Source organism: Microbacterium sp. NPDC055910 (assembly GCF_042271185.1).
Lineage (GTDB): Bacteria > Actinomycetota > Actinomycetes > Actinomycetales > Microbacteriaceae > Microbacterium.
The window spans coordinates 25,674-48,742 of record NZ_JBHJZS010000012.1 but is presented as its reverse complement, the minus strand read 5'-3'; the positions used below and the strand labels follow the sequence as shown (position 1 = coordinate 48,742).

The 23,069-nt window shown below is 66.8% G+C and carries 19 protein-coding genes and 3 rRNA genes; 20 read left to right on the top strand and 2 right to left on the bottom strand.

Annotated elements, in window-relative coordinates; all coding sequences use genetic code 11:
- Nucleotides 1-34 precede the first annotated feature (34 nt).
- The 20 genes from ACFC3F_RS07610 to ACFC3F_RS07515 all read left to right on the top strand — a co-directional run bounded on the left by ACFC3F_RS07610 (nt 35) and on the right by ACFC3F_RS07515 (nt 21,996).
- Nucleotides 35-1,558 (top strand): 16S ribosomal RNA (locus ACFC3F_RS07610).
- A gap of 410 nt (nt 1,559-1,968) precedes the next feature.
- Nucleotides 1,969-5,075, top strand: a 23S ribosomal RNA gene (locus ACFC3F_RS07605).
- Between the two features lie 100 nt (nt 5,076-5,175).
- Nucleotides 5,176-5,292: ribosomal RNA gene (gene rrf / locus ACFC3F_RS07600) — 5S ribosomal RNA — on the top strand.
- Together the 16S, 23S and 5S rRNA genes form the textbook arrangement of a ribosomal RNA operon.
- An 88-nt stretch (nt 5,293-5,380) precedes the next feature.
- Entirely contained in the window at nt 5,381-6,715 is a 1,335-nt protein-coding gene (locus tag ACFC3F_RS07595) for a primosomal protein (protein WP_376128171.1), read from the top strand.
- Complete coding sequence (locus tag ACFC3F_RS07590) at nt 6,715-7,749, top strand: HAD-IIA family hydrolase (protein ID WP_376128169.1); 1,035 nt, start codon at nt 6,715-6,717, stop codon at nt 7,747-7,749. Before ACFC3F_RS07595 ends, ACFC3F_RS07590 begins: the two co-directional genes overlap by 1 nt.
- 38 nt (nt 7,750-7,787) lie before the next feature.
- On the top strand, nt 7,788-7,949 hold the full coding sequence (locus ACFC3F_RS07585) for a hypothetical protein (RefSeq protein ID WP_376128168.1): 162 nt from the start codon (nt 7,788-7,790) through the stop codon (nt 7,947-7,949).
- Complete coding sequence (locus ACFC3F_RS07580) at nt 7,946-8,746, top strand: TlyA family RNA methyltransferase (RefSeq protein WP_376128166.1); 801 nt, start codon at nt 7,946-7,948, stop codon at nt 8,744-8,746. Before ACFC3F_RS07585 ends, ACFC3F_RS07580 begins: the two co-directional genes overlap by 4 nt.
- Entirely contained in the window at nt 8,743-9,693 is a 951-nt protein-coding gene (locus ACFC3F_RS07575; protein ID WP_376128164.1) for an NAD kinase, read from the top strand. The genes ACFC3F_RS07580 and ACFC3F_RS07575 overlap by 4 nt, the downstream gene beginning before the upstream one ends.
- Nucleotides 9,690-11,381 (top strand): DNA repair protein RecN, encoded by a 1,692-nt coding sequence (gene recN / locus ACFC3F_RS07570; RefSeq protein ID WP_376128162.1) that lies wholly within the window; start codon nt 9,690-9,692, stop codon nt 11,379-11,381. Before ACFC3F_RS07575 ends, recN begins: the two co-directional genes overlap by 4 nt.
- Nucleotides 11,382-11,398: 17 nt before the next feature.
- The gene (locus tag ACFC3F_RS07565) at nt 11,399-13,102 is read left to right on the top strand and encodes a CTP synthase (RefSeq protein ID WP_376128225.1); all 1,704 of its coding nucleotides are present in this window, start codon (nt 11,399-11,401) and stop codon (nt 13,100-13,102) included.
- Nucleotides 13,095-13,685 carry an NUDIX domain-containing protein gene (locus ACFC3F_RS07560; RefSeq protein ID WP_376128160.1) on the top strand — a complete coding sequence of 197 codons (591 nt, stop codon included), beginning with the start codon at nt 13,095-13,097 and terminating at the stop codon, nt 13,683-13,685. Before ACFC3F_RS07565 ends, ACFC3F_RS07560 begins: the two co-directional genes overlap by 8 nt.
- 1 nt (nt 13,686) lies before the next feature.
- Nucleotides 13,687-14,610: a site-specific tyrosine recombinase XerD gene (gene xerD, locus ACFC3F_RS07555; RefSeq protein WP_376128158.1), complete on the top strand. Its 924-nt coding sequence runs from the start codon at nt 13,687-13,689 to the stop codon at nt 14,608-14,610.
- 59 nt (nt 14,611-14,669) lie between these two features.
- Nucleotides 14,670-15,554 (top strand): ParA family protein, encoded by an 885-nt coding sequence (locus ACFC3F_RS07550; protein ID WP_376128156.1) that lies wholly within the window; start codon nt 14,670-14,672, stop codon nt 15,552-15,554.
- Nucleotides 15,538-16,380 carry a segregation and condensation protein A gene (locus ACFC3F_RS07545; RefSeq protein ID WP_376128154.1) on the top strand — a complete coding sequence of 281 codons (843 nt, stop codon included), beginning with the start codon at nt 15,538-15,540 and terminating at the stop codon, nt 16,378-16,380. Before ACFC3F_RS07550 ends, ACFC3F_RS07545 begins: the two co-directional genes overlap by 17 nt.
- Nucleotides 16,370-16,936 (top strand): SMC-Scp complex subunit ScpB, encoded by a 567-nt coding sequence (gene scpB, locus ACFC3F_RS07540; RefSeq protein ID WP_376128152.1) that lies wholly within the window; start codon nt 16,370-16,372, stop codon nt 16,934-16,936. The genes ACFC3F_RS07545 and scpB overlap by 11 nt, the downstream gene beginning before the upstream one ends.
- On the top strand, nt 16,933-17,739 hold the full coding sequence (locus tag ACFC3F_RS07535) for a pseudouridine synthase (RefSeq protein ID WP_376128150.1): 807 nt from the start codon (nt 16,933-16,935) through the stop codon (nt 17,737-17,739). Before scpB ends, ACFC3F_RS07535 begins: the two co-directional genes overlap by 4 nt.
- On the top strand, nt 17,736-18,866 hold the full coding sequence (locus tag ACFC3F_RS07530) for a prephenate dehydrogenase (RefSeq protein WP_376128148.1): 1,131 nt from the start codon (nt 17,736-17,738) through the stop codon (nt 18,864-18,866). Before ACFC3F_RS07535 ends, ACFC3F_RS07530 begins: the two co-directional genes overlap by 4 nt.
- Complete coding sequence (gene cmk, locus ACFC3F_RS07525; RefSeq protein WP_376128146.1) at nt 18,859-19,590, top strand: (d)CMP kinase; 732 nt, start codon at nt 18,859-18,861, stop codon at nt 19,588-19,590. Before ACFC3F_RS07530 ends, cmk begins: the two co-directional genes overlap by 8 nt.
- Nucleotides 19,591-19,639: 49 nt before the next feature.
- A complete protein-coding gene (gene der, locus ACFC3F_RS07520) occupies nt 19,640-21,103 on the top strand; it encodes a ribosome biogenesis GTPase Der (protein WP_376128223.1) in 1,464 nt (487 codons plus the stop codon).
- The gene (locus ACFC3F_RS07515) at nt 21,100-21,996 is read left to right on the top strand and encodes an NUDIX domain-containing protein (RefSeq protein ID WP_376128144.1); all 897 of its coding nucleotides are present in this window, start codon (nt 21,100-21,102) and stop codon (nt 21,994-21,996) included. Before der ends, ACFC3F_RS07515 begins: the two co-directional genes overlap by 4 nt.
- Here ACFC3F_RS07515 and ACFC3F_RS07510 read toward each other — a convergent pair whose 3' ends face one another.
- Together ACFC3F_RS07510 and ACFC3F_RS07505 are read right to left on the bottom strand one after the other, a co-directional pair.
- On the bottom strand, nt 21,997-22,356 hold the full coding sequence (locus ACFC3F_RS07510) for an RNA-binding S4 domain-containing protein (RefSeq protein ID WP_376128142.1): 360 nt from the start codon (nt 22,354-22,356) through the stop codon (nt 21,997-21,999).
- Nucleotides 22,353-23,024, bottom strand: coding sequence for a lysoplasmalogenase family protein (locus ACFC3F_RS07505; protein ID WP_376128140.1), 672 nt, complete (start codon nt 23,022-23,024; stop codon nt 22,353-22,355). The genes ACFC3F_RS07510 and ACFC3F_RS07505 overlap by 4 nt, the downstream gene beginning before the upstream one ends.
- Nucleotides 23,025-23,069 lie beyond the last annotated feature (45 nt).

The window sequence follows — 23,069 nt, the reverse complement described above, 5'->3', positions numbered from 1 at the left end:
TCGGTCTTTTTCCGGTCGAGGTCAGCAATATTTCTTTACGGAGAGTTTGATCCTGGCTCAGGATGAACGCTGGCGGCGTGCTTAACACATGCAAGTCGAACGGTGAAGGTGGAGCTTGCTCTGCTGGATCAGTGGCGAACGGGTGAGTAACACGTGAGCAATCTGCCCCTGACTCTGGGATAACAGTTGGAAACAGCTGCTAATACCGGATACGAGCTGTGAAGGCATCTTCAGCAGTTGGAAAGAATTTCGGTCAGGGATGAGCTCGCGGCCTATCAGCTTGTTGGTGAGGTAACGGCTCACCAAGGCGTCGACGGGTAGCCGGCCTGAGAGGGTGACCGGCCACACTGGGACTGAGACACGGCCCAGACTCCTACGGGAGGCAGCAGTGGGGAATATTGCACAATGGGCGCAAGCCTGATGCAGCAACGCCGCGTGAGGGACGACGGCCTTCGGGTTGTAAACCTCTTTTAGCAGGGAAGAAGCGAAAGTGACGGTACCTGCAGAAAAAGCACCGGCTAACTACGTGCCAGCAGCCGCGGTAATACGTAGGGTGCAAGCGTTATCCGGAATTATTGGGCGTAAAGAGCTCGTAGGCGGTTTGTCGCGTCTGCTGTGAAACCCCGAGGCTCAACCTCGGGCCTGCAGTGGGTACGGGCAGACTAGAGTGCGGTAGGGGAGATTGGAATTCCTGGTGTAGCGGTGGAATGCGCAGATATCAGGAGGAACACCGATGGCGAAGGCAGATCTCTGGGCCGTAACTGACGCTGAGGAGCGAAAGGGTGGGGAGCAAACAGGCTTAGATACCCTGGTAGTCCACCCCGTAAACGTTGGGAACTAGTTGTGGGGTCCATTCCACGGATTCCGTGACGCAGCTAACGCATTAAGTTCCCCGCCTGGGGAGTACGGCCGCAAGGCTAAAACTCAAAGGAATTGACGGGGACCCGCACAAGCGGCGGAGCATGCGGATTAATTCGATGCAACGCGAAGAACCTTACCAAGGCTTGACATATACGAGAACGGGCCAGAAATGGTCAACTCTTTGGACACTCGTAAACAGGTGGTGCATGGTTGTCGTCAGCTCGTGTCGTGAGATGTTGGGTTAAGTCCCGCAACGAGCGCAACCCTCGTTCTATGTTGCCAGCACGTAATGGTGGGAACTCATGGGATACTGCCGGGGTCAACTCGGAGGAAGGTGGGGATGACGTCAAATCATCATGCCCCTTATGTCTTGGGCTTCACGCATGCTACAATGGCCGGTACAAAGGGCTGCGATACCGTAAGGTGGAGCGAATCCCAAAAAGCCGGTCCCAGTTCGGATTGAGGTCTGCAACTCGACCTCATGAAGTCGGAGTCGCTAGTAATCGTGGATCAGCAACGCCACGGTGAATACGTTCCCGGGTCTTGTACACACCGCCCGTCAAGTCATGAAAGTCGGTAACACCTGAAGCCGGTGGCCTAACCCTTGTGGAGGGAGCCGTCGAAGGTGGGATCGGTAATTAGGACTAAGTCGTAACAAGGTAGCCGTACCGGAAGGTGCGGCTGGATCACCTCCTTTCTAAGGAGCATCTGGGTCTTTTCGGAGATCTTAGAGCCCGCTCGGAGCGTCTGTCTTCGGGGGGTCAGCTCATGGGTGGAACATTTGACGAGGTGCCGATCGGGGGATCCCGGACTCAGTACGCTGCTTGCAGCGGGAACGGTTCTGGTGACGCTGTCGGCACGTGCACGCTGTTGGGTCCTGAGGGACCGGATGTGCCCGGGCTTCGGCTCGGGCCAGACGATCCTCAGGGCCTTTTCTGATTGCCGTGATGGCATGACGTGAGGGTACCGCCCGTACTTTGAGAACTACACAGTGGACGCGAGCATCTTTGAACTGATTCTGTCAGTTCATATAGATGATCTTAAAGATCATTAGTCAATTTCATGTCGGACTTCGGTTCGATGTCGATTCTGATAAAACTCATGTGATTTCAAGTCTTTAAGAGCAAACGGTGGATGCCTTGGCATCTGGAGCCGAAGAAGGACGTAGCAATCTGCGATAAGCCTCGGGGAGTGGATAAGCACACTTTGATCCGAGGGTCTCCGAATGGGGAAACCCCGCTGGGCGGCTTGCCGACCCAGTGACTCCCGCCTGAATATATAGGGCGGGTAGAGGGAACGTGGGGAAGTGAAACATCTCAGTACCCACAGGAAGAGAAAGCAACCGCGATTCCGTTAGTAGTGGCGAGCGAAACCGGAACAGGCTAAACCGAGTACGTGTGATATCCGGCAGGAGTTGCGTATTCGGGGTTGTGGGACTTTTCAGGTTGCTCTGCCGAGCAGCCGGCGTTACAAGAAGGTATAGACGAACGGTCTTGAAAGGCCGGTCAAAGAGGGTGCCAACCCCGTAGTCGAAATGCCTCCCTTGGCGCGAAGAGTATCCCAAGTAGCACGGGGCCCGAGAAATCCCGTGTGAATCTGTCAGGACCACCTGATAAGCCTAAATACTCCCAGATGACCGATAGCGGACAAGTACCGTGAGGGAAAGGTGAAAAGTACCCCGGGAGGGGAGTGAAATAGTACCTGAAACCGTTTGCTTACAAACCGTTGGAGCCTCCTTAGTAGGGGTGACAGCGTGCCTTTTGAAGAATGAGCCTGCGAGTTAGCGATATGTGGCGAGGTTAACCCGAGTGGGGTAGCCGTAGCGAAAGCGAGTCTGAATAGGGCGATTCAGTCGCATGTCCTAGACCCGAAGCGAAGTGATCTATCCATGGCCAGGTTGAAGCGCGTGTAAGAGCGCGTGGAGGACCGAACCCACTTAGGTTGAAAACTGAGGGGATGAGCTGTGGATAGGGGTGAAAGGCCAATCAAACTTCGTGATAGCTGGTTCTCTCCGAAATGCATTTAGGTGCAGCGTTGCGTGTTTCTTGCCGGAGGTAGAGCTACTGGATGGCCGATGGGCCCTACAAGGTTACTGACGTCAGCCAAACTCCGAATGCCGGTAAGTGAGAGCGCAGCAGTGAGACTGTGGGGGATAAGCTTCATAGTCGAGAGGGAAACAACCCAGACCACCAACTAAGGTCCCAAAGCGCGTGCTAAGTGGGAAAGGATGTGGAGTTGCACAGACAACCAGGAGGTTGGCTTAGAAGCAGCCACCCTTGAAAGAGTGCGTAATAGCTCACTGGTCAAGTGATTCCGCGCCGACAATGTAACGGGGCTCAAGCACGCCACCGAAGTTGTGGCATTGACATTATTGGTAGGCCTTCGTGGTCCAGCCGTGTTGATGGGTAGGAGAGCGTCGTGTGGCCAGCGAAGCGGCGGTGTGAACCAGCCGTGGAGGCTACACGAGTGAGAATGCAGGCATGAGTAGCGAAAGACGTGTGAGAAACACGTCCTCCGAAAGACCAAGGGTTCCAGGGTCAAGCTAATCTTCCCTGGGTAAGTCGGGACCTAAGGCGAGGCCGACAGGCGTAGTCGATGGACAACGGGTTGATATTCCCGTACCGGCGAAGAACCGCCCAAGCCAATCCAGTGGTGCTAAGAGTCCTAGCCAGGAATGTTCGGATCCCTTCGGGGTGATGACGTCTTGGTGAACGCTCGACCCCATGCTGGTGCGGCTAGCGTATTAACAGGTGTGACGCAGGAAGGTAGCCCAAGCCAGGCGATGGTAGTCCTGGTGCAAGTGCGTAGGCCGAGCGATAGGCAAATCCGTCGCTCATGATGGCTGAGACACGATGCGGATGAAAAGTGGGTGATCCTATGCTGCCGAGAAAAGCATCGACGCGAGGTTCTAGCTGCCCGTACCCCAAACCGACTCAGGTGGTCAGGTAGAGAATACCAAGGAGATCGAGAGAATCGTGGTTAAGGAACTCGGCAAAATGCCCCCGTAACTTCGGGAGAAGGGGGGCCTTCGACGTATTAGGACTTGCTCCGAAAGCGTTTGGAGGCCGCAGAGACTAGTGGGTAGCGACTGTTTACTAAAAACACAGGTCCGTGCCAAGTCGCAAGACGATGTATACGGACTGACGCCTGCCCGGTGCTGGAAGGTTAAGAGGACCGGTTAGCCGTAAGGCGAAGCTGAGAATTTAAGCCCCAGTAAACGGCGGTGGTAACTATAACCATCCTAAGGTAGCGAAATTCCTTGTCGGGTAAGTTCCGACCTGCACGAATGGCGTAACGACTTCCCAACTGTCTCAACCGCGAACTCGGCGAAATTGCACTACGAGTAAAGATGCTCGTTACGCGCAGCAGGACGGAAAGACCCCGTGACCTTTACTACAGCTTGGTATTGGTGTTCGGTGTGGCTTGTGTAGGATAGGTGGGAGACTTTGAAGCGTGGACGCTAGTTCATGTGGAGTCATTGTTGAAATACCACTCTGGTCACTCTGGATATCTAACTTCGAACCGTAATCCGGTTCAGGGACAGTGCCTGGTGGGTAGTTTAACTGGGGCGGTTGCCTCCCAAAAAGTAACGGAGGCGCCCAAAGGTTCCCTCAACCTGGTTGGCAATCAGGTGGCGAGTGTAAGTGCACAAGGGAGCTTGACTGTGAGACTGACAGGTCGAGCAGGGACGAAAGTCGGGACTAGTGATCCGGCAGTGGCTTGTGGAAGCGCTGTCGCTCAACGGATAAAAGGTACCTCGGGGATAACAGGCTGATCTTGCCCAAGAGTCCATATCGACGGCATGGTTTGGCACCTCGATGTCGGCTCGTCGCATCCTGGGGCTGGAGTAGGTCCCAAGGGTTGGGCTGTTCGCCCATTAAAGCGGTACGCGAGCTGGGTTTAGAACGTCGTGAGACAGTTCGGTCCCTATCCGCTGCGCGCGTAGGAAATTTGAGAGGATCTGACCCTAGTACGAGAGGACCGGGTTGGACGAACCTCTGGTGTGTCAGTTGTTCCGCCAGGAGCACCGCTGATTAGCTACGTTCGGGATGGATAACCGCTGAAAGCATCTAAGCGGGAAGCCGGCCTCAAGATGAGATTTCCATGCCTTCGGGCGAGAGGCTCCCAGCCAGACTACTGGGTTGATAGGCCGGATGTGGAAGCGTGGTAACACGTGAAGCTGACCGGTACTAATAAGCCGATGACTTGATAACACACCGTTTTTGGTGCTTGCGTCCACTGAGTGGTTCTCGATGTACGGTCGAGAACCGCATGACAATGACTTTGTTATGCTGATTGAAACATCAATAGTGTTTCGGCGGCCATAGCGTGAGGGAAACGCCCGGTTACATTCCGAACCCGGAAGCTAAGCCTCATAGCGCCGATGGTACTGCAGGGGGGACCCTGTGGGAGAGTAGGACACCGCCGGACTTCTTTCGAGAAAGGGCCACCCAATGCTGGGTGGCCCTTTCGCGTTTCAGGGGTGATTTTTCGAACCCGCACGCTGAAGGAGCGACGAATGGCAGACCAGGAGCAGCGCGACGGCGCTTCCGAGCGCGAGCCGAAGCACGACCGCAACGACCGCTCTCGACAGGCGTCGCGGGGCGATCGCTCCGCCGGCGCGCGGAAGCCGTACGAGAAGCGCGATGGCGAGCGCAAGCCGTACGCGAAGCGCGACGGAGAGCGGAAGCCCTTTGTCCCCCGCGACGGTGAGCGTAAGCCGTATGAGAAGCGCGATGGCGAGCGGAAGCCGTACGTGGGCCGCGATGGTGATCGTAAGCCGTACGAACAGCGCGATGGCCAGCGTAAGCCGTACGAAAAGCGTGATGGTGACCGCAAGCCGTACGCGAAGCGTGACGGTGACCGCAAACCCTTCACTGCGCGCGACGGCGATCGCAAGCCCTACCAGAAGCGTGAGGGAACCCGTGACGCGTCCGGCCGTCCGACGCGAGGCGGGGCAGGACGGCCCGACCGGGCGACGCGTCCCGAAGAGATCCGCGCGGTCCGGCCGCGACACGACGACCCCGCGATCCCCGATGACATCACGCCGCAGGACCTGCACCCGAGTGCACGCAACGAGCTCAAGACACTGAGCAAGGAGAACGCCGAAGGCGTGGCGCGCCATCTCGCGATGGCGGCGAAGCTGATCGACGATGACCCCGCGCTCGCGCATGAGCACGCGCTGTCCGCATCGCGCCGAGCCGGGCGCATCGCCGTCGTGCGCGAGACGCTCGCGATCACGGCATACGCCACCGGCGACTATGCACTGGCTCTTCGCGAGCTGCGCACGTACCGGCGCATCTCGGGAAGCGACGACCAGATCGCTCTTCTCGTCGACAGCGAACGCGGTGTCGGGCGTCCCGACCGCGCGCTCGAGGCCGGCCGTGCCGTCGAACGCACGGCGCTGCCCGCGCCGGTGCGGGTGGAACTGGCGATCGCGATGTCGGGTGCGCGACTCGATCTCGGTGAGCCCGAGCGGGCACTCCTCGAGCTCGACATCCCCGAACTCGATCCCGATCGGGCATTCGAGTGGAGCCCGGCGCTGTTCGCTGCGCGCGCGGCGGTACTCGAAGAGCTCGGGCGCGACGATGAGGCCGCGCAATGGCAGCGACGGGCCGTCGTGGCCGCGGACGCGCTGGACGCCGCCAGCGGAGCGGGGGATCTGGAGACCGTGATCGTCGAGGAGATCTTCGAGTCGGACGACGCCTCGGACGACGAACCCGCGATGTCCGTCGCTCTCGCGCCCGTCGACGTCGACGTCGCCAGCACCGCCACGGCCGGCGCCGGGTCGATCGATGGTGAGGTCGCCGAGATTCCTGCGGAAGCGGGGATCGACGAGGAGGACGACGCCTGATGGCGCTCTTCCGCCGCGACCGCGCACAGACACCGCTCGACGGCGTCGACGTGATCCTCGCGGACCTCGACGGCGTCGTCTACGCCGGTCCAGGCCCGATTCCGCACGCCATCGACAGCTTGACCCGCGCGCGCGAGGGACGGCGCCTGGCGTACATCACCAACAATGCCTCGCGTACCGACATCAGCGTCGCACGGCATCTCACCGACCTCGGGCTGCGCACCGAGCCCGATGAGGTGGTGACCAGCCCGCAGGCGGCGATGCGACTGCTCGCGACCACGATTCCCGCCGGCGCGACGGTGCTCGTCGTCGGGGGAGAGGGGCTCGTCGTCGAGGTCGAGAAGGCCGGCTTCGTCGTGACCCGCAGCGCCGAGGACGATCCGGCCGCCGTCGTGCAGGGCTTCGCCCCGGAGGTGGGCTGGACTCAGCTGGCCGAAGCCGCTTTCGCGCTGAAGCTGCCCGAGGCGGAGGGGGGCATCCCGTGGATCGCCACCAATACCGACTGGACCATTCCGCAGGCTCGCGGTGTGGCACCCGGGAACGGGACCCTCGTGTCCGCCGTGCACACCGCCGTCGGCCGTCTGGCGACGGTCGCGGGAAAGCCCGAAGTCCCGATCTTCGACGAGGCCGTCGCCCGGTTCGGCGCGCAGCATCCGCTGTTCCTCGGCGACCGCCTCGATACCGACATCCTCGGTGCCAATCGCGCGGGCATCCCCTCGGCACTCGTGCTGACCGGCATCGACCGCCCCAAGCACGTGCTCGCCGCGCCCGCCGGCTCGCAGCCCACGTATCTGCTGCGCGACCTGCGTGATCTGCATGAGCCGTATCCCGTCGCCCGCGTCCGCGACGGTGTCGTGACGGTACGCGGTGCGAGCGTCCGCATCGACGGCCCCGACGTGCGCATCCTCTCGGAGGGGGACGACCCGCTCGACCTGCTGCGCGCGGGAGCGAAGGCGATCTGGGACACCGGCCGCGCGATCTTCGGGTTCCGCGTGCCCGAAGCGCTCTACGCGGATCCGTTCCACCGGCCGTGACACCCCGGCGCGTCGGCGGGGGGACGTATCCTGTCGACATGGAAGAGTCTGCGGCGATCGAAGACGCGAGCGACCTGCTGTCGAGCCTCGAGGTGATCGAGGCCCAGCCACTCGCGTCACGGGCCGCGGCATACGCGTCGCTGCATGATTCCCTCTCGCGACGGCTCGACACCGACGTCACCGGCCACGGACGCCCGTGACAGTCCGCCTCGACGCTGCCCTGGCCGCGCGCGGACTCGCCCGATCGCGCACGCATGCCGCGACGCTCATCTCGGGCGGCCTTGTGACGGTCGACGGGCGGCCCGTCGTGAAGCCGTCGACCCCCGTCGACGAGGACTCCGCGCTCGTCGTCGAGGGCGCAGACCGTTACGTCAGCCGCGCGGCCCACAAGCTCATCGCCGGCCTCGACGCCTTCTCGATCGTCGTCTCAGGACGCGTCGCGCTGGACATGGGCGCTTCCACGGGAGGGTTCACACAGGTGCTGCGTGAGCGCGGCGCCCACCCCGTCATCGCCGTCGATGTGGGGCACGACCAGCTCGCGGCATCCATCGCGGACGATCCCGCCGTCGTGTCCGTCGAAGGCTTCAACGTGCGGCACATGACGGCGCAATCGCTCGCCGCCGTGAGCGGCATCACCGCCGCGCCGTCCCTCGTGACGGGCGATCTCGCGTTCATCTCGCTCGCGCACGTGCTGCCTGCCGTCCGGGGGGTCGTCGCGCCCGATGCCGACGTCGTCCTGCTCATCAAGCCGCAGTTCGAGGTCGGCAGGACGTCGGTCAAGGGCGGGCTCGTGACGAACCCCGTCCTGCGCGCCGACGCGGTCTCGCGCGTTCTCTGGCACGCATGGGATGAGGGCTTCGGCGTGCTCGGCCTCATCCCCTCACCCATCGTCGGCACGCACGGCAACAGCGAGTATGTCGTGCATCTGGCCCCGGGCCGAGGGGACGATCCGTCAGAATGGTCGAGCACCGTGAACCGACTGGCGGGGAGCCCATGACACAGCCGCAGCGCAGCATCCTCGTCGTCGCGCACGCGCGACGAGACGACACGGTGGATGCCGCTGATCGGGTGATCCGCGCGCTGCAGGACGCCGGCGCGCGGCCTGTCCTCGTGCCGGAGGATGCCGCCGAGCTCGGCGACGTGCTCGACTCGTTCCACGGCATCGCGCGGCTCGGGATCGATGTTCCGGTCGATGACATCGAGCTCGCGATCGTGCTCGGCGGCGACGGCACGATCCTGCGTGCCGCCGAGCTCGTGCGCGAGAGCACGGCGCCCGTGCTCGGGATCAACATGGGCCACGTCGGCTTCCTCGCCGAGATCGAGAGGGACGAACTCGACGATGCCGTGCGCCGCGTCGTCGAGCGCGACTACCGGGTCGAAGAGCGTCTCGCATTGCAGGTGCGCGTCAAAGACGCCCACGACAGCATCATCTACGAGACGTGGGCGCTCAACGAAGCCACGGTCGAGAAGGCGAGCCGTGAGCGCATGCTCGAAGTCGTCATCGAGATCGACGGGCGTCCTCTGTCCTCCTTCGGCTGCGACGGTGTGGTCGTGTCGACCCCGACCGGCTCGACGGCGTACAACTTCTCGGCCGGGGGGCCCGTCATCTGGCCCACCGTCGAGGCGATCTCGGTCGTCCCGCTCTCGGCGCATGCGTTGTTCGCCAAGCCGCTCGTCGTCGGGCCCGAGCACGCCGTCGCGATCGAGGTGCTCGAACGCACGAACGGCGTCGGCATCCTGTGGTGCGACGGCCGCCGTTCGCATGACCTGCCGCCCGGTGCGCGCGTCGTCGTGCGCCGATCACCGCGTCCGGTCCGCCTGGCGCGGCTGCATCCCGCCGCCTTCACCGATCGGCTCGTGCGCAAGTTCCGGCTTCCGGTCGCCGGGTGGCGAGGGCCCGCCGCGATCACGAGCGAGACCGGCGGAGCGGACGCCGCGCCGTGATCGAGGAGATGCGCCTTCGCGATCTCGGTGTGATCGCCGAGGCGACGCTGCCCATCGGCCCCGGCTTCACCGCGATCACCGGTGAGACCGGAGCCGGAAAGACGATGGTCGTGACCGGTCTCGGCCTGTTGCTGGGGCAGCGCGCCGACTCGGGCGCGGTGCGGGCCGGGGCTGCCCAGGCGGCGGTCGACGGTGTGTGGATCGTGCCCGACACGGGTCCGGTCGCGCAGCGCGTCCGCGACGCGGGAGGCGATCTCGACGCACTCGGCGACGGGCGTGCCGAGCTCTACGTCGGGCGGTCGATCTCGAGCGAAGGCCGGGGGCGGGCGTCCGTCGGCGGCCGCGTTGCTCCCGCCGGTGTGCTCGCGGACCTCGCCGAGCACCTCGTCGTGCTGCACGGGCAGTCCGACCAGCTGCGACTGACCTCGGCGGCCGCGCAGCGAGATGCACTCGACCGCTTCGGCGGGGAGCCGGTCCGGTCCGCCCTGCACGACTACGCGGCGGCATACGAGCGCTGGCGCACCGCCGATCGCGAGCTGACGACGCTTCGCGCCGAGCGCGATACCCGCGCCCGCGAAGCCGACGAGCTGAGGGCGCAGCTCGCCGAGATCGAGCAGGCGGACCCGTCGCCGGGAGAGGACGCGGAGCTGACCGTGCGGGCGGAGCGGCTCGGGAACGCCGAAGAGCTGCGCCTGGCTGCCGCGACGGCGCGCGCCGCCCTCTCGGGCGACGGCGAACAGCCTGACGCGACCGCGCTCGTGGCCGAGGCGCGCCGTGCTCTCGAGCGCGCGCACGATCCCGCGCTGGAAGAGCTCGCAGCCCAGGTCGCCGATCTCGGCTACCGCATCGAAGATCTCGCCATGTCGCTGTCCGGGTACCTCGCCGACATCGATGATGCGGGTCCGCATGAACTCGCCGCCGTCGAAGAACGTCGCTCCGTGCTCGGCGCGCTCATCCGCGTCCACGGGTCGCTCGAGCGCGCGATCGAGCTGCGGGAGAGCGGATCGGCGCGCCTGGCGGAGCTCGATGACGACGACGACCGCATCGAGCGACTGAGCGACGAGCGTGACGACGCGGCATCCGCTCTGGACACCGCCGCCGCGGCTCTCACGGCGGCTCGTGAGATCGCCGCAGCGGCCCTCGGCGACGTCGTGACGGCCGAGCTGCGAGAGCTCGCCATGCCCGACGCGCGCGTCGAAGTCTCCGTCACTGCGGGCCATGAGACCGCGTTCGGCCGCGACGACGTCGTGATCCTCCTCGCTGCCCATCCGGGAGCGACGCTGCGACCCGTCTCCAAAGGGGCATCCGGCGGAGAGCTGAGCCGCGTCATGCTCGCGATCGAAGTCGTCATCGCCGGCACCGATCCCGTTCCGACGTTCGTCTTCGACGAAGTCGACGCCGGAATCGGAGGCGCGGCCGCGATCGAGGTGGGGCGGCGCCTGGCGCGACTGGCACGCACGTCGCAGGTCATCGCCGTCACCCACCTCGCGCAGGTCGCCGCCTTCGCCTCGAACCACCTCTCGGTCGTCAAGGCGAGCGACGGATCCGTGACGGCGTCGGATGTGCGCCGACTTCAGGGTGCGGAGCGCGAGGCCGAGATGGCGAGACTGCTGTCGGGGATGCCCGATTCGGATGCCGCGTTGTCCCACGCTCGAGAACTGCTCGACCTCGGCGCCGAGACCGACTGATAGGATTGAAGCCCGTGATGCAGACTTCTGATTCCGGAACGATTTCCGCGGGATCCACCGACGACACCACCAAGCACATCTTCGTGACCGGGGGTGTCGTCTCCTCGTTGGGGAAGGGCCTCACGGCGGCGAGTCTGGGCAATCTGCTGACGGCGCGCGGGCTGCGCGTGGTGATGCAGAAGCTCGACCCGTACCTCAACGTCGACCCCGGCACGATGAACCCGTTCCAGCACGGCGAGGTCTTCGTGACCGACGACGGCGCCGAGACCGATCTCGACATCGGCCACTACGAACGGTTCCTCGACATCGAGCTGAGCGAGGCCGCCAATGTCACGACGGGGCAGATCTACTCCCGTGTGATCGCGCGCGAACGCCGCGGCGAATACCTCGGCGACACGGTGCAGGTCATTCCGCACATCACCGACGAGATCAAGCGGCGCATGCGCCTGCAGGCGACCGAGGATCCGCGTCCCGACGTCATCATCACCGAGATCGGCGGCACGGTCGGCGACATCGAGTCGCAGCCGTTCATCGAGTCGGCACGCCAGATCCGCCACGAGCTCGGCCGCGGCAACGTCTTCTTCGTGCACGTCTCGCTCGTGCCGTTCATGGGCGCCTCGGGCGAGCAGAAGACCAAGCCCACGCAGCACTCCGTCGCCGCGCTCCGCTCGATCGGCATCCAGCCCGACGCGCTCGTGCTGCGCAGCGATCGCCCCGTCACCGAGTCGAACAAGCGCAAGATCGCGCTCATGTGCGACGTCGACGAGAGCGCGGTCGTCAATGCCGTCGACGTGCCGAGCATCTACGACATCCCCTCGATGCTCAACGAGCAGGGCCTCGACGACTACATCGTCCGCTCGCTCGGCCTCACGAAGGCGGCCGAGGTCGACTGGTCGCGCTGGAGTCGCGTGCTCTCGGCCGTGCACAACCCCAAGCACGAGGTCACGATCGGGCTCGTCGGCAAGTACATCGACCTGCCCGACGCATACCTCTCGGTCACCGAAGCACTCAAGGCGGGAGGTTTCGCACAGGAGACCCACGTCACCATCCGCTGGATCCCCTCGGACGAGTGCGAGACACCCGAAGGGGCCGAGAAGGCGCTGGGGGAGCTCGACGGCATCATCGTCCCGGGCGGCTTCGGCATCCGCGGCATCGACGGCAAGCTGGGCGCGCTGAAATTCGCCCGGGAACAGGGCATCCCGACCCTCGGCATCTGCCTGGGCCTGCAGTGCATGGTGATCGAGTACGCCCGCCATGTCGCCGGCATCGAGGACGCATCGTCGAGCGAGTTCGACCCCGACACGTCGCACCCCGTGATCGCCACGATGGAGGAGCAGATCGACATCCTCGCCGGCGGTGACCTGGGCGGCACGATGCGTCTCGGCCTGTATCCCGCCGATCTGGCGGAGGGATCCATCGCCGCCGAGGTGTACGGATCGCTGCGCGTCGAGGAGCGGCACCGACACCGCTACGAGGTCAACAACCGCTACCGCGACCAGATCTCCGACGCGGGCCTGGTCTTCTCCGGGATCAACCCCGACCTGGACCTCGTCGAATTCGTCGAGTTGCCGCGCGACGTGCACCCGTACTACATCGCGACGCAGGCGCACCCCGAACTGCGCTCGCGCCCGACGAACGCGCACCCGCTGTTCCGCGGGTTGATCGGCGCCGCGCTCGAGCGGCATCGCTCCAGCGAGCTCTTCGACGTCGACAATGGCTGATCCCGCGCCCCTGGCGGACGAGCCCGTCGACCACCTCGTCGTGGACAGCGAGCTCGTCTACGAGGGGCACGTGTGGAATGTCCGCAGCGACACCGTCCGCTACGGCGGCGGCGAGATCGTGCGGCAGTACGTGGACCATCCGGGGGCCGCGGCCGTCGTCGCCCTCGACGACGACGGCCGGGTCCTGCTCGTGCAGCAGTACCGGCATCCCATCAGACGGCGCGATTGGGAGATCCCCGCCGGCCTGCTCGACGTCGTCGGCGAGGCGCCCGTCGAGACGGCGGTCCGCGAGCTCGCCGAGGAAGCCGACCTGCGCGCCGCGCAGTGGGAGCCCCTCGTGAGCGTCTTCACGACGCCCGGCGGAAACGACGAGGTCGTGCATGTCTTCCTCGCACGTGGGCTCTCCTCCGTCGAGACGGCGCATGCGCGCGAAGCCGAAGAGGCCGACATCCGCGTCGCGTGGATGCCGCTCGACGACGTGATCGCGGGTGTCCTCGCGGGCCGGATGCGCAACGGGATCCTCGCGGTGGGGGTGTTCGCGGCAGCCGAACGGCTGCGCGCCGGCGCATCCGCCGAGGGGTGACATGCAGCTCGAGCGGGCCGTCGATGCGTTCCTGCGTCATACCGCGATCGAGCGCGGACTCTCCGATCACACCGTGGCCGCCTACGGGCGTGACCTCGCCGTGTACGTGGAATGGCTCCGCGGGCAGGGCGTCACCGATTCCGGCGAGGTGACGGCCGAGCTCGTCGCGTCGTTCGCGGCGGCCCGAGCGTCGGCGGATCCCGCACCTGCGGCATCCAGCCTCGCTCGTCTGCAATCGTCGGTTCGCGGCTTGCATCGTTTTCTGGTGCGGGAAGGGATCGGGCTGGACGACCCGACGCAGCGCCTGCGGCCGCCCAAGCAGGCGCGTCGGCTGCCGAAGGCGCTCACGATCGAGCAGGTCGAGCAGCTGTTGGATGCCGCGGGTCCCGCGCCGTCGGACGCCGCGCCCGGCGACCTGCGGGGGATCCGGGACCGCGCTCTGCTCGAACTGCTCTACGCGACCGGTGCCCGCGTGTCCGAGATCGTGCAGCTCGACGTCGACGACCTCGCGCACGGTGATGTGCTGCGCGTGCGGGGGAAGGGCGACAAGGAGCGGATCGTGCCGATCGGGTCGTACGCGCGTGCCGCCGTCGATGCGTACCTCACCCGGGTGCGGCCGGAACTGGCGCGGAGGGGCATCGCGTCGCCGCGACTGTTCCTCGGGACGCGCGGTGCGCCGCTGTCGCGACAGAGCGCGTGGCTCGTGATCCGGGATGCCGCCCAGCGGGCGAGTCTCACCGCTCATGTGTCACCCCACACGCTGCGCCATTCGTTCGCGACGCATCTGCTGCAGGGCGGCGCCGACGTGCGCGTCGTGCAGGAGCTGCTCGGGCACGCGTCGGTTGCGACGACGCAGATCTACACCCATGTCTCGGTCGACACCCTGCGCGATGTCTACGTCACGTCGCACCCGCGTGCGCGCTGAGGTTCGCGGGCACCCGTGTGCGAGAATCGGTGCACGGCAACGCGAAGACAGGAGAGTCGGTGGCGGGCAGAACGCGCGGCGCGAAGCAGGCGTCTGAGGGCGACATCCCGGTCGGGCCGACCGGTCGTCCCTATCAGGGCTTCGCGACACCTCCGAAGCTCGACAGCCACGGGCCCGCGCGCATCATCTCGCTGTGCAACCAGAAGGGCGGCGTCGGCAAGACCACGACGACCATCAATCTGGCCGCCGCGCTGGCCTACTACGGGCGCAAGGTCCTCGCGGTCGACTTCGACCCGCAGGGTGCGCTGTCGGCGGGGCTCGGCATCCAGACCCACGACATCCCGACCGTCTACGACCTGCTTCTGGACACCAAGCGCGACCCGTACGACGTGATCGTGCAGACCCGGGTCGAGGGACTCGACGTCGTCCCCGCGAACATCGACCTGTCGGCGGCCGAAGTGCACCTCGTCAACGAGGTCGCGCGTGAGACGATCCTCGCCCGCGTCCTGCGCAAGGTCGCGGGCGACTATGACGTGATCCTCGTCGACTGCCAGCCGTCGCTCGGTCTGCTGACGGTCAACGCGCTCACCGCGAGCCACGGCGTCGTCATCCCGCTCGAGTGCGAGTTCTTCGCGCTGCGCGGAGTCGCCCTGCTCATCGAGACGATCGACAAAGTGCGCGATCGGCTCAATCCCACGATCGAGCTCGACGGTGTGCTCGCGACGATGTACGACCCGCGCACGCTGCATTCGCGTGAAGTGCTCGAGCGGGTCGTCGACGCGTTCGGCGACGACGTGCTCGAGACCGTGATCGGCCGCACCGTCAAGTTCCCCGACGCCTCGGTATCGGGGATGCCCATCACCGAGTTCGCGCCCGAGCACGCGGCCGCGCAGGCCTACCTGCGCCTCGCGCGGGAGCTGGTCGCCCGTGGCGCCGTCGCCTGACGGCCGTTCGACGAGCTCAGGGACCGAGGCTGAGGGCCCGGGTGCCGACAGGTTCCGGGTGTCGCTGGGAGTCTTCGACGGACCGTTCGACCTGCTGCTGACACTGCTGTCCAAGCATGAGCTCGACATCACCGAGGTCGCGCTGTCGCAGGTGACGTCGGAATTCCTCTCCTACCTTCGCGACCTCGGTCCCGATGAGGAACTCGAAGAGGCTTCGGAGTTCCTCGTCGTCGCGGCGACCCTGCTCGACATGAAGGTCGCGGGACTCCTGCCCCAGGGCGAGCTCGTCGACGCCGAGTCGGTCGCTCTCCTCGAAGCGCGCGACCTGCTGTTCGCCCGGCTGCTGCAGTACCGCGCGTTCAAACAGGTCTCGACGTGGTTCGCGGCGGGTCTCAACGCCGAAGATCGGCGTCACGTGCGCGCCGTGCCGCTCGACGAGAAGTACCGCACGGCCGTGCCCGAGCTCGTGTGGAGCCTCACGCCGCAGGACTTCGCGGCGCTGGCGATCCTGGCGATGACGCCGAAGGAGATTCCGCACGTCGGCCTCGATCACCTGCACGCCCCGCTCATCAGCATCCGGGAACAGGCAGCCGTCGTCGTGACGCTGCTGCGCGACGCGGGAGCCCTGACCTTCCGTGAACTCATCGCCGGTGTCGCTCAGCAGGGCGTGGTCGTGGCGCGGTTCCTCTCGGTGCTGGAGCTGTATCGTCACGCCGCACTGTCGTTCGAGCAGCTCGAACCCCTCGGCGAGCTGACCCTGCGCTGGACCGCGGAGCGCTGGTCCGATGAGAATCTCGCGAGCCTGGGAGCCGACTATGACAATTGACACATCCGTCGCGCGGCGGCTGGAGGCGATCCTGCTGATCGTCGACGAGCCGCAGAGCCTCGTGAACCTCGCAACCGCCGTGTCCGCGCCGATCCCCGCCGTGCGGCAGGCGATCGAGTCGCTCGTGGCCGACTACGACGGACTGTCCGGTGGCCCCCGCCGCGGCTTCGAGCTGCGCGAAGTGGGCGGTGGGTGGCGGCTCTACGTCCGCGCCGAGCACGACGACCTCGTCGCCGAGTTCGTCGGCGGACAGACGCCGTCGCGGCTGTCGCAGGCCGCGCTCGAGACCCTCGCCGTCATCGCGTACAAGCAGCCGGTGACCCGCTCGCAGGTCGCCTCGATCCGAGCCGTCAACGTCGACTCGGTCGTGCGCACGCTCGTGGCCCGCGGCCTCATCACCGAACTGTTCACCGACGCCGAGACGGGCGCCATCAACTACGGCACGACGGATGCCCTGCTGGTCAACCTCGGCATCAACTCGCTCGACGAGCTGCCGCCGATCTCGCCGCTGCTCGATGACGGCGCCGACGGATTCGATATGGAGAATGTACGATGACGACCCCTTCGGAAAGCTCAGGGACCGGTGGCGAGGGCATCCGCCTGCAGAAGGTGCTCGCCAATGCGGGCGTCGCGTCGCGCCGCGTGTCGGAGCAGCTCATCGTCGAGGGCCGGGTGCGCGTCAACGGCACGGTCGTGACCGAGCTCGGCAGCCGCATCGACCCCGAGAGCGACCTCGTCGACGTCGACGGGACAGCGGTGCAGCTCGACCAGTCCAAGCGCTACGTCATGCTCAACAAGCCCACTGGCGTCGTGAGCTCGATGCGCGATGACCGCGGCCGCGCTGATCTGCGCCGCTACGCCGAGGAATGGCCCGAGCGGCTCTACAACGTCGGACGCCTCGACGCCGACACGAGCGGTCTGCTCGTGCTCACGAACGACGGCGACCTCGCCCACGTGCTGGCGCACCCCTCGTTCGGGGTGACGAAGGTGTACATCGCCAAGGTCACGGGGCGCGTGACGCCCCAGACCGTCGCGGTGCTCACGAAGGGCATCGAGCTCGAGGACGGACCGATCGCCGCGGACAAGGCGCGCCTGCTCGATGCCGGGCGCGAGGCATCCCTCGTCGAACTGACTCTGCACTCCGGGCGCAACCGCATCGTCCGTCGCATGATGGACGCCGTCGGCCACCCCGTCGAAGAGCTCGTGCGACGGCAGTTCGGCCCCCTGCATCTCGGCACCCTGCCCGTGGGGAAGGCCCGCGAGTTGACTAAGGTGGAACGGGGCGAATTGCTGACGCTGTCGCGACAGGCCGCCCCGCCGGACGGGGAGGACCCCGCAGGGGACCAGGAGACCGAGTGAGCGATTCCAGCGCCGCATCCGGGCGTGCCGTACCGCTCGCACCGCGCGTGCACGGCACCGTCCGCATCGTGGGTGCGGGCCTGCTCGGTGCGAGCATCGGGCACGCGCTGAGTGCGCTCGGCGTCGATGTCGCCCTCGACGACACGTCGCCCTCGCAGCTGCGGCTCGCCGTCGACTACGGGGCGGGCCGCGCGGCGCGCGATGACGACGATCCGACGCTCGTCGTCGTGGCCGTTCCGCCCGACGTGACCGCCGACGTCATCGAACGCGAGCTCGCGGCGCACCCGCGCGCGGTCGTCACCGACGTCGCGAGCGTCAAGCTCGAGCCGTTGCACCAGCTGCGCGCGCGGGGCGTCGACCTCACCCGCTACATCGGCTCGCACCCGCTCGCCGGACGAGAGCGTGGTGGAGCGATCTCGGCGCGCGCCGACATCTTCATCGGACGCCCCTGGGTCGTGTGCCGCGACGAAGAGACCTCGTCGGCGCATCTCGCCCTCGTCGAGGGCCTTGCGCTAGACCTGCGCGCCATGCCGATCGAGATGTCGCCCGACGAGCACGACCGCTCGGTCGCTCTCGTCTCGCACGTGCCGCAGCTGGTCGCGAGCCTGCTCGCGGGTCGGTTCATCGGTGTTCCCGAAGGGGCGCTGCAGCTGGCCGGGCAGGGCGTGCGCGACTCGACCCGGATCGCGGCATCCGCTCCCGAGCTGTGGGTGCAGATCCTCGGCGCCAACGCGGCGCCCGTCGTCGACGTGCTCGATGCGCTCGCGGCAGACCTGTCGTCGGTCGCCGACGCGCTGCGCGCACCGGATGCACCGGGCGCGCGCCGCGCCGTCGCGGACACGATCCGCCGGGGCAACGAGGGCGTCGAACGGCTTCCCGGCAAGCACGGACAGAACCGGCGCTTCGAGCAGGTGGTCGTCATGGTCGACGACACCGCCGGACAGCTCGGCAGACTCTTCGGTGAACTGGGCGACCTCGACGTCAACGTCGAGGATCTGCGCCTGGAGCACTCACCCGGCGCGCAGTTCGGTCTCGCCGAGATCAGCGTCGAGCCCAGTGCCGTCGGCCGCGCCGTGGACGGCCTGGAATCCCGCGGCTGGAAGATTGCGAGTATCTCGAATGACTGACCCTTCGACAAGCTCAGGGACCGAAACCGGGACCGGGACCGTCATCGTCGCGATCGACGGACCCGCCGGCAGCGGCAAATCCAGCGTGTCCAAGCAGGCGGCACGCTCGCTCGGTTACGGCTACCTCGACACCGGTGCCGCGTATCGCGCCCTCGCGTGGCACGCCCTGTCGCGGGGGATCGACACGGCCGACTCGGCCGCCGTGCTCGACGTGTCGACCGACTTCGAGTTCGAGATCTCGCTCGACCCCGACGCCTACGCCGTGCGGGTCGGCCAGACCGACGTGACCGGAGCCATCCGCGAGCCCGCCGTCTCAGACGCGGTGAGCGGGGTGGCGCGGGTCCCCGCCGTGCGTGAGGCGATCAACGCCATGTTCCGCACGCTGCTGGCCGCTGCCGACCGGCCCGGCGTCTTCGTCGAGGGCCGTGACATCACGACCGTCGTCGCCCCCGACGCGCCCGTGCGCATCCTGCTGACGGCTGCTCCCGAGGTGCGCGCCGCGCGGCGCAGCGCCGAAGTGACGACGCAGGATGCCGCCGCTGTCGCGACCGCCCTGCACCGCCGGGACGCGTCCGACTCGTCCGTCGTCGACTTCCTCACAGCGGCACCCGGGGTGACCGTGGTGGACTCGACGCGACTTAACTTCGATGAGACCGTGCGCGCCGTGCTCGATGTCGTGCACGCGACGCTCGCGAACAAGGCAGGAGAAACCCGTGGCAGCTGAAGACGAGTACGAGGCGGGGCCGGACCAACTGGCCGAGACGCTCGCCGACATGGACGAGCAACTCGCCGAGCAGCGAGCCGAAGCGCTGCGCGCGGGCCTGGCCGACTACGACCTCGACGAGGACGACGCCGCTCTGCTCGAGGGGTTGCAGTCGGGGATCGACGGCATCGAGTTCTTCCCCGCCCTTCCCGTCGTGGCGATCGTCGGTCGCCCGAACGTCGGCAAGTCGGCGCTCGTGAACCGCATCCTCGGCCGCCGCGAGGCCGTCGTCGAAGACACGCCGGGCGTGACGCGTGACCGCGTCACGTACAAGGCGGAGTGGCTCGAGCGTCGCTTCTCGCTCGTGGACACCGGCGGCTGGGAGCCCGACGCGCGCGGCATCGACCGTTCGGTCGCGGCGCAGGCCGAGGTCGCGATCGACCTGTCCGACGTCGTGCTCTTCGTCGTCGACGCCATGGTCGGTGCGACGTCGACCGACGAGCACGTCGTGAAGCTGCTGCGCAAGAGCGGCAAGCCGATCTTCCTCGTCGCGAACAAGGTCGACGACGCACGGCAGGAGCCCGAAGCCGCCGCGCTGTGGAACCTGGGCCTCGGCGAACCGCACCCCGTCTCGGCGATCCACGGACGTGGCGTCGCCGACCTCCTCGACGCGGTCGTCAAGGTGCTGCCCGATGTCTCGGCCGTCGCGAAGCACGAGATCGGCGGGCCCCGCCGGGTCGCGATCCTGGGCCGGCCGAATGTCGGCAAGTCCTCCCTGCTGAACAAGGCGGCAGGCGAAGAGCGCGTCGTCGTCAACGAACTGGCAGGCACGACGCGCGACCCCGTCGACGAGATCGTCGAGCTCGGCGGCAGAATGTGGCGGTTCGTGGACACCGCCGGCATCCGTCGTCGTGTGCATCTGCAGCAGGGCGCCGACTTCTATGCGTCGCTGCGCACATCGGCGGCGCTCGAGAAGGCCGAGGTCGCCGTCGTCGTGCTGGATGTCTCGCAGGCGCTCAGCGAGCAGGATGTGCGGATCATCGACCTCGTGCTCGAATCGGGACGCGCCCTCGTGCTGGCGTTCAACAAGTGGGACCGCCTCAACGACGACGACATGGAGGACATCGACCGTCGCCGCTACCTCGAGCGTGAGATCGAACAGGATCTCGCTCACGTGGCGTGGGCGCCGCGCGTCAACATCTCGGCGCGCACGGGTCGTCACCTCGACAAGCTCGTGCCGGCGCTGGAAACGGCGCTGAACTCGTGGGATCAGCGCATCGCGACGGGCAAGTTCAACGCCTTCCTCTCCGAACTCATCGCGGAGCACCCGCACCCCGTTCGCGGCGGCAAGCAGCCCCGCATCCTGTTCGGGACGCAGGCGTCGACGCGTCCGCCGACGTTCGTGCTGTTCACGACGGGCTTCCTGGACCCGGGATACCGCCGGTTCATCCAGCGCCGCCTGCGCGAGCTGTACGGCTTCGAGGGCACGCCCATCGTCATCAACATGCGTGTCCGGGAGCGTCGCCAGCGGTGATTCTCGTTCCTCCCGCCGCCGACGAGCCACGTCGCCCGCTCGGGCCGCGCGATCCGGGCGACGCGTGGGTCGTCGCGCCGACGGGGGAGCGGTACTGGGGGCGCTTCGGCGCCGCGGGGCTGCTCGCGCTGGACCCGCAGCGCGGTGTGCTGCTGCAGCACCGGGTCGCGTGGAGCCATCACGGCGACACGTGGGCGCTGCCCGGCGGTGCGCTGCACGAGGGTGAAGCGGCGATGACCGGCGCCGTGCGCGAGGCTCAGGAAGAAGCGGGCGTCCCCGATGGCACGACCCGCCCGCGCGTGCTGAGCGTCTTCGACCTCGGCTACTGGAGCTATACGACCGTCGTCGCCGATGTGGTCGACCCGTTCGAAGCGGTCATCACCGACCCGGAAAGCCGCGCGCTGGAGTGGGTGCCCGTCGACGAGGTCGCCGATCGTCCTCTGCATCCGGGCTTCGCCGCGTCGTGGGAGAGAATGCGCGGGCTGCTGGATGTCCGCCCCGTCGTCGTGGTCGACGCGGCCAACGTCGTCGGCTCCGTGCCGGACGGCTGGTGGCGCGACCGCGCCGGAGCGAACGAGCGTCTCCTCGAGCGGGTCGCCGCGCACGCACGCGTCGGCGTCGCCGCGAGGGAGCTCGATCTCGCCGAAGACGTGTGGTTCCCCGACTGGGTGGTCGTCGTCGAGGGCGCCGCACGCGGCGTGGCGGATGTCGAGGGCGTCGAGGTCGTGCGCGCGGACGGATCGGGCGACGACGCGATCGTCGCGGCGGTCCAGCGCCTCGCGGCGGAGCGTGGCCACGTCTCGGTCGTGACGAGCGATCGGGGACTCGCCAGTCGCGCGAGTGCGGCCGGGGCGACGCGCGTGACAGGTGCTCGCTGGCTGCTCGAGCTGTAGTCAGCGTCCGCGGAACTTCTCGATCTCGCGTCGTTCGCGCTTCGTCGGGCGTCCGGCTCCGCGGTCGCGCTGCGCCACGACGGGGATGTTCTCGCGAGGCGGCGTTCGGTCCTCGACGGACTCGGCGACGACGGCCGCACCGACGCGCTTGGTGATGGTCTTCCGCACGACGAGATGACGGTCGAAGCCCGAGATCCGCACGCGCACCTCGTCGCCGGGGCGCACCTGCTGCGCGGCCTTCGCGCGCTCGCCGTTGACCCGCACGTGGCCGGCGCGGCACGCCTGCGTCGCGAGAGTGCGCGTCTTGTAGACGCGCACGGCCCACAGCCATGCGTCGACGCGAGCGGCGGCATCCGTCATGAGATCGGCTGCGCCGCGCGGGCGCGGGTTCGCAGGCTGACGAGGGCGCCGGCGGCGATGAGCCCCTGTCCGAGCGTGTAGGTGAGCATGACGAGGGGGCTCGTCCAGTCGGGCATCGCATCGGGCACGAACAGACGGAACGCGAGGATCGAATCGGATGCCAGGAAGAACACACCTCCCCACGCGATGAGCGGGTGGCAGCGCGAAGCCGCGGCGGCGGTGCCGCCCAGGACGAGGCCGTAGAGCGCGACGGGGATGAGCAGTGCGTCAAGGTGCGGCGCGAGGATGAGGAGGAGGGCGACCCACCACAGCGCGAAGACCGCCGACCACAGCGGCAGGCGACGCCGCGCGAGGGTGCGGACGAAGAGCACAATGTAGCAGACGTGCGCGAGGCCGAACCACAGCAGCATGAGCGGTACGGTCGGGGCCCACGGGAAGAACGTGCCGGCGCCGTCACCGAGCCAGGAGAGCCCGATCGCGACGAGGAGGAGTGTCGTCGCTCCTGTCCACGGGCGACCGCGCGATCCGAGCAGCACCGCGATCGCGAGGAGCGGCATGAGCGTGAGCTTGGTGGGCGCGGCGATCGCGTCGGAACCGAACGCGAGGGCGGTGACGTGCACGATCGAGAGCACGATGTAGGGGATGAACCCGATCCAGAGCCGTGGCATGGTCCTCCTCGACGGTGTGCGGCGGCGTCACCATCGTCGCACGCG

Excerpts from the sequence above, each read along its gene's own strand:
- ACFC3F_RS07595 (WP_376128171.1), top strand. The coding sequence starts at position 5,381 with ATGGCAGACCAGGAGCAGCGCGACGGCGCTTCCGAGCGCGAGCCGAAG.
- ACFC3F_RS07590 (WP_376128169.1), top strand. The coding sequence starts at position 6,715 with ATGGCGCTCTTCCGCCGCGACCGCGCACAGACACCGCTCGACGGCGTC.
- ACFC3F_RS07585 (WP_376128168.1), top strand. The coding sequence starts at position 7,788 with ATGGAAGAGTCTGCGGCGATCGAAGACGCGAGCGACCTGCTGTCGAGC.
- ACFC3F_RS07575 (WP_376128164.1), top strand. The coding sequence starts at position 8,743 with ATGACACAGCCGCAGCGCAGCATCCTCGTCGTCGCGCACGCGCGACGA.
- ACFC3F_RS07565 (WP_376128225.1), top strand. The coding sequence starts at position 11,399 with ATGCAGACTTCTGATTCCGGAACGATTTCCGCGGGATCCACCGACGAC.
- ACFC3F_RS07560 (WP_376128160.1), top strand. The coding sequence starts at position 13,095 with ATGGCTGATCCCGCGCCCCTGGCGGACGAGCCCGTCGACCACCTCGTC.
- xerD (WP_376128158.1), top strand. The coding sequence starts at position 13,687 with ATGCAGCTCGAGCGGGCCGTCGATGCGTTCCTGCGTCATACCGCGATC.
- scpB (WP_376128152.1), top strand. The coding sequence starts at position 16,370 with ATGACAATTGACACATCCGTCGCGCGGCGGCTGGAGGCGATCCTGCTG.
- ACFC3F_RS07535 (WP_376128150.1), top strand. The coding sequence starts at position 16,933 with ATGACGACCCCTTCGGAAAGCTCAGGGACCGGTGGCGAGGGCATCCGC.
- cmk (WP_376128146.1), top strand. The coding sequence starts at position 18,859 with ATGACTGACCCTTCGACAAGCTCAGGGACCGAAACCGGGACCGGGACC.
- der (WP_376128223.1), top strand. The coding sequence starts at position 19,640 with ATGGACGAGCAACTCGCCGAGCAGCGAGCCGAAGCGCTGCGCGCGGGC.
- ACFC3F_RS07510 (WP_376128142.1), bottom strand. The coding sequence starts at position 22,356 with ATGACGGATGCCGCCGCTCGCGTCGACGCATGGCTGTGGGCCGTGCGC.
- ACFC3F_RS07505 (WP_376128140.1), bottom strand. The coding sequence starts at position 23,024 with ATGCCACGGCTCTGGATCGGGTTCATCCCCTACATCGTGCTCTCGATC.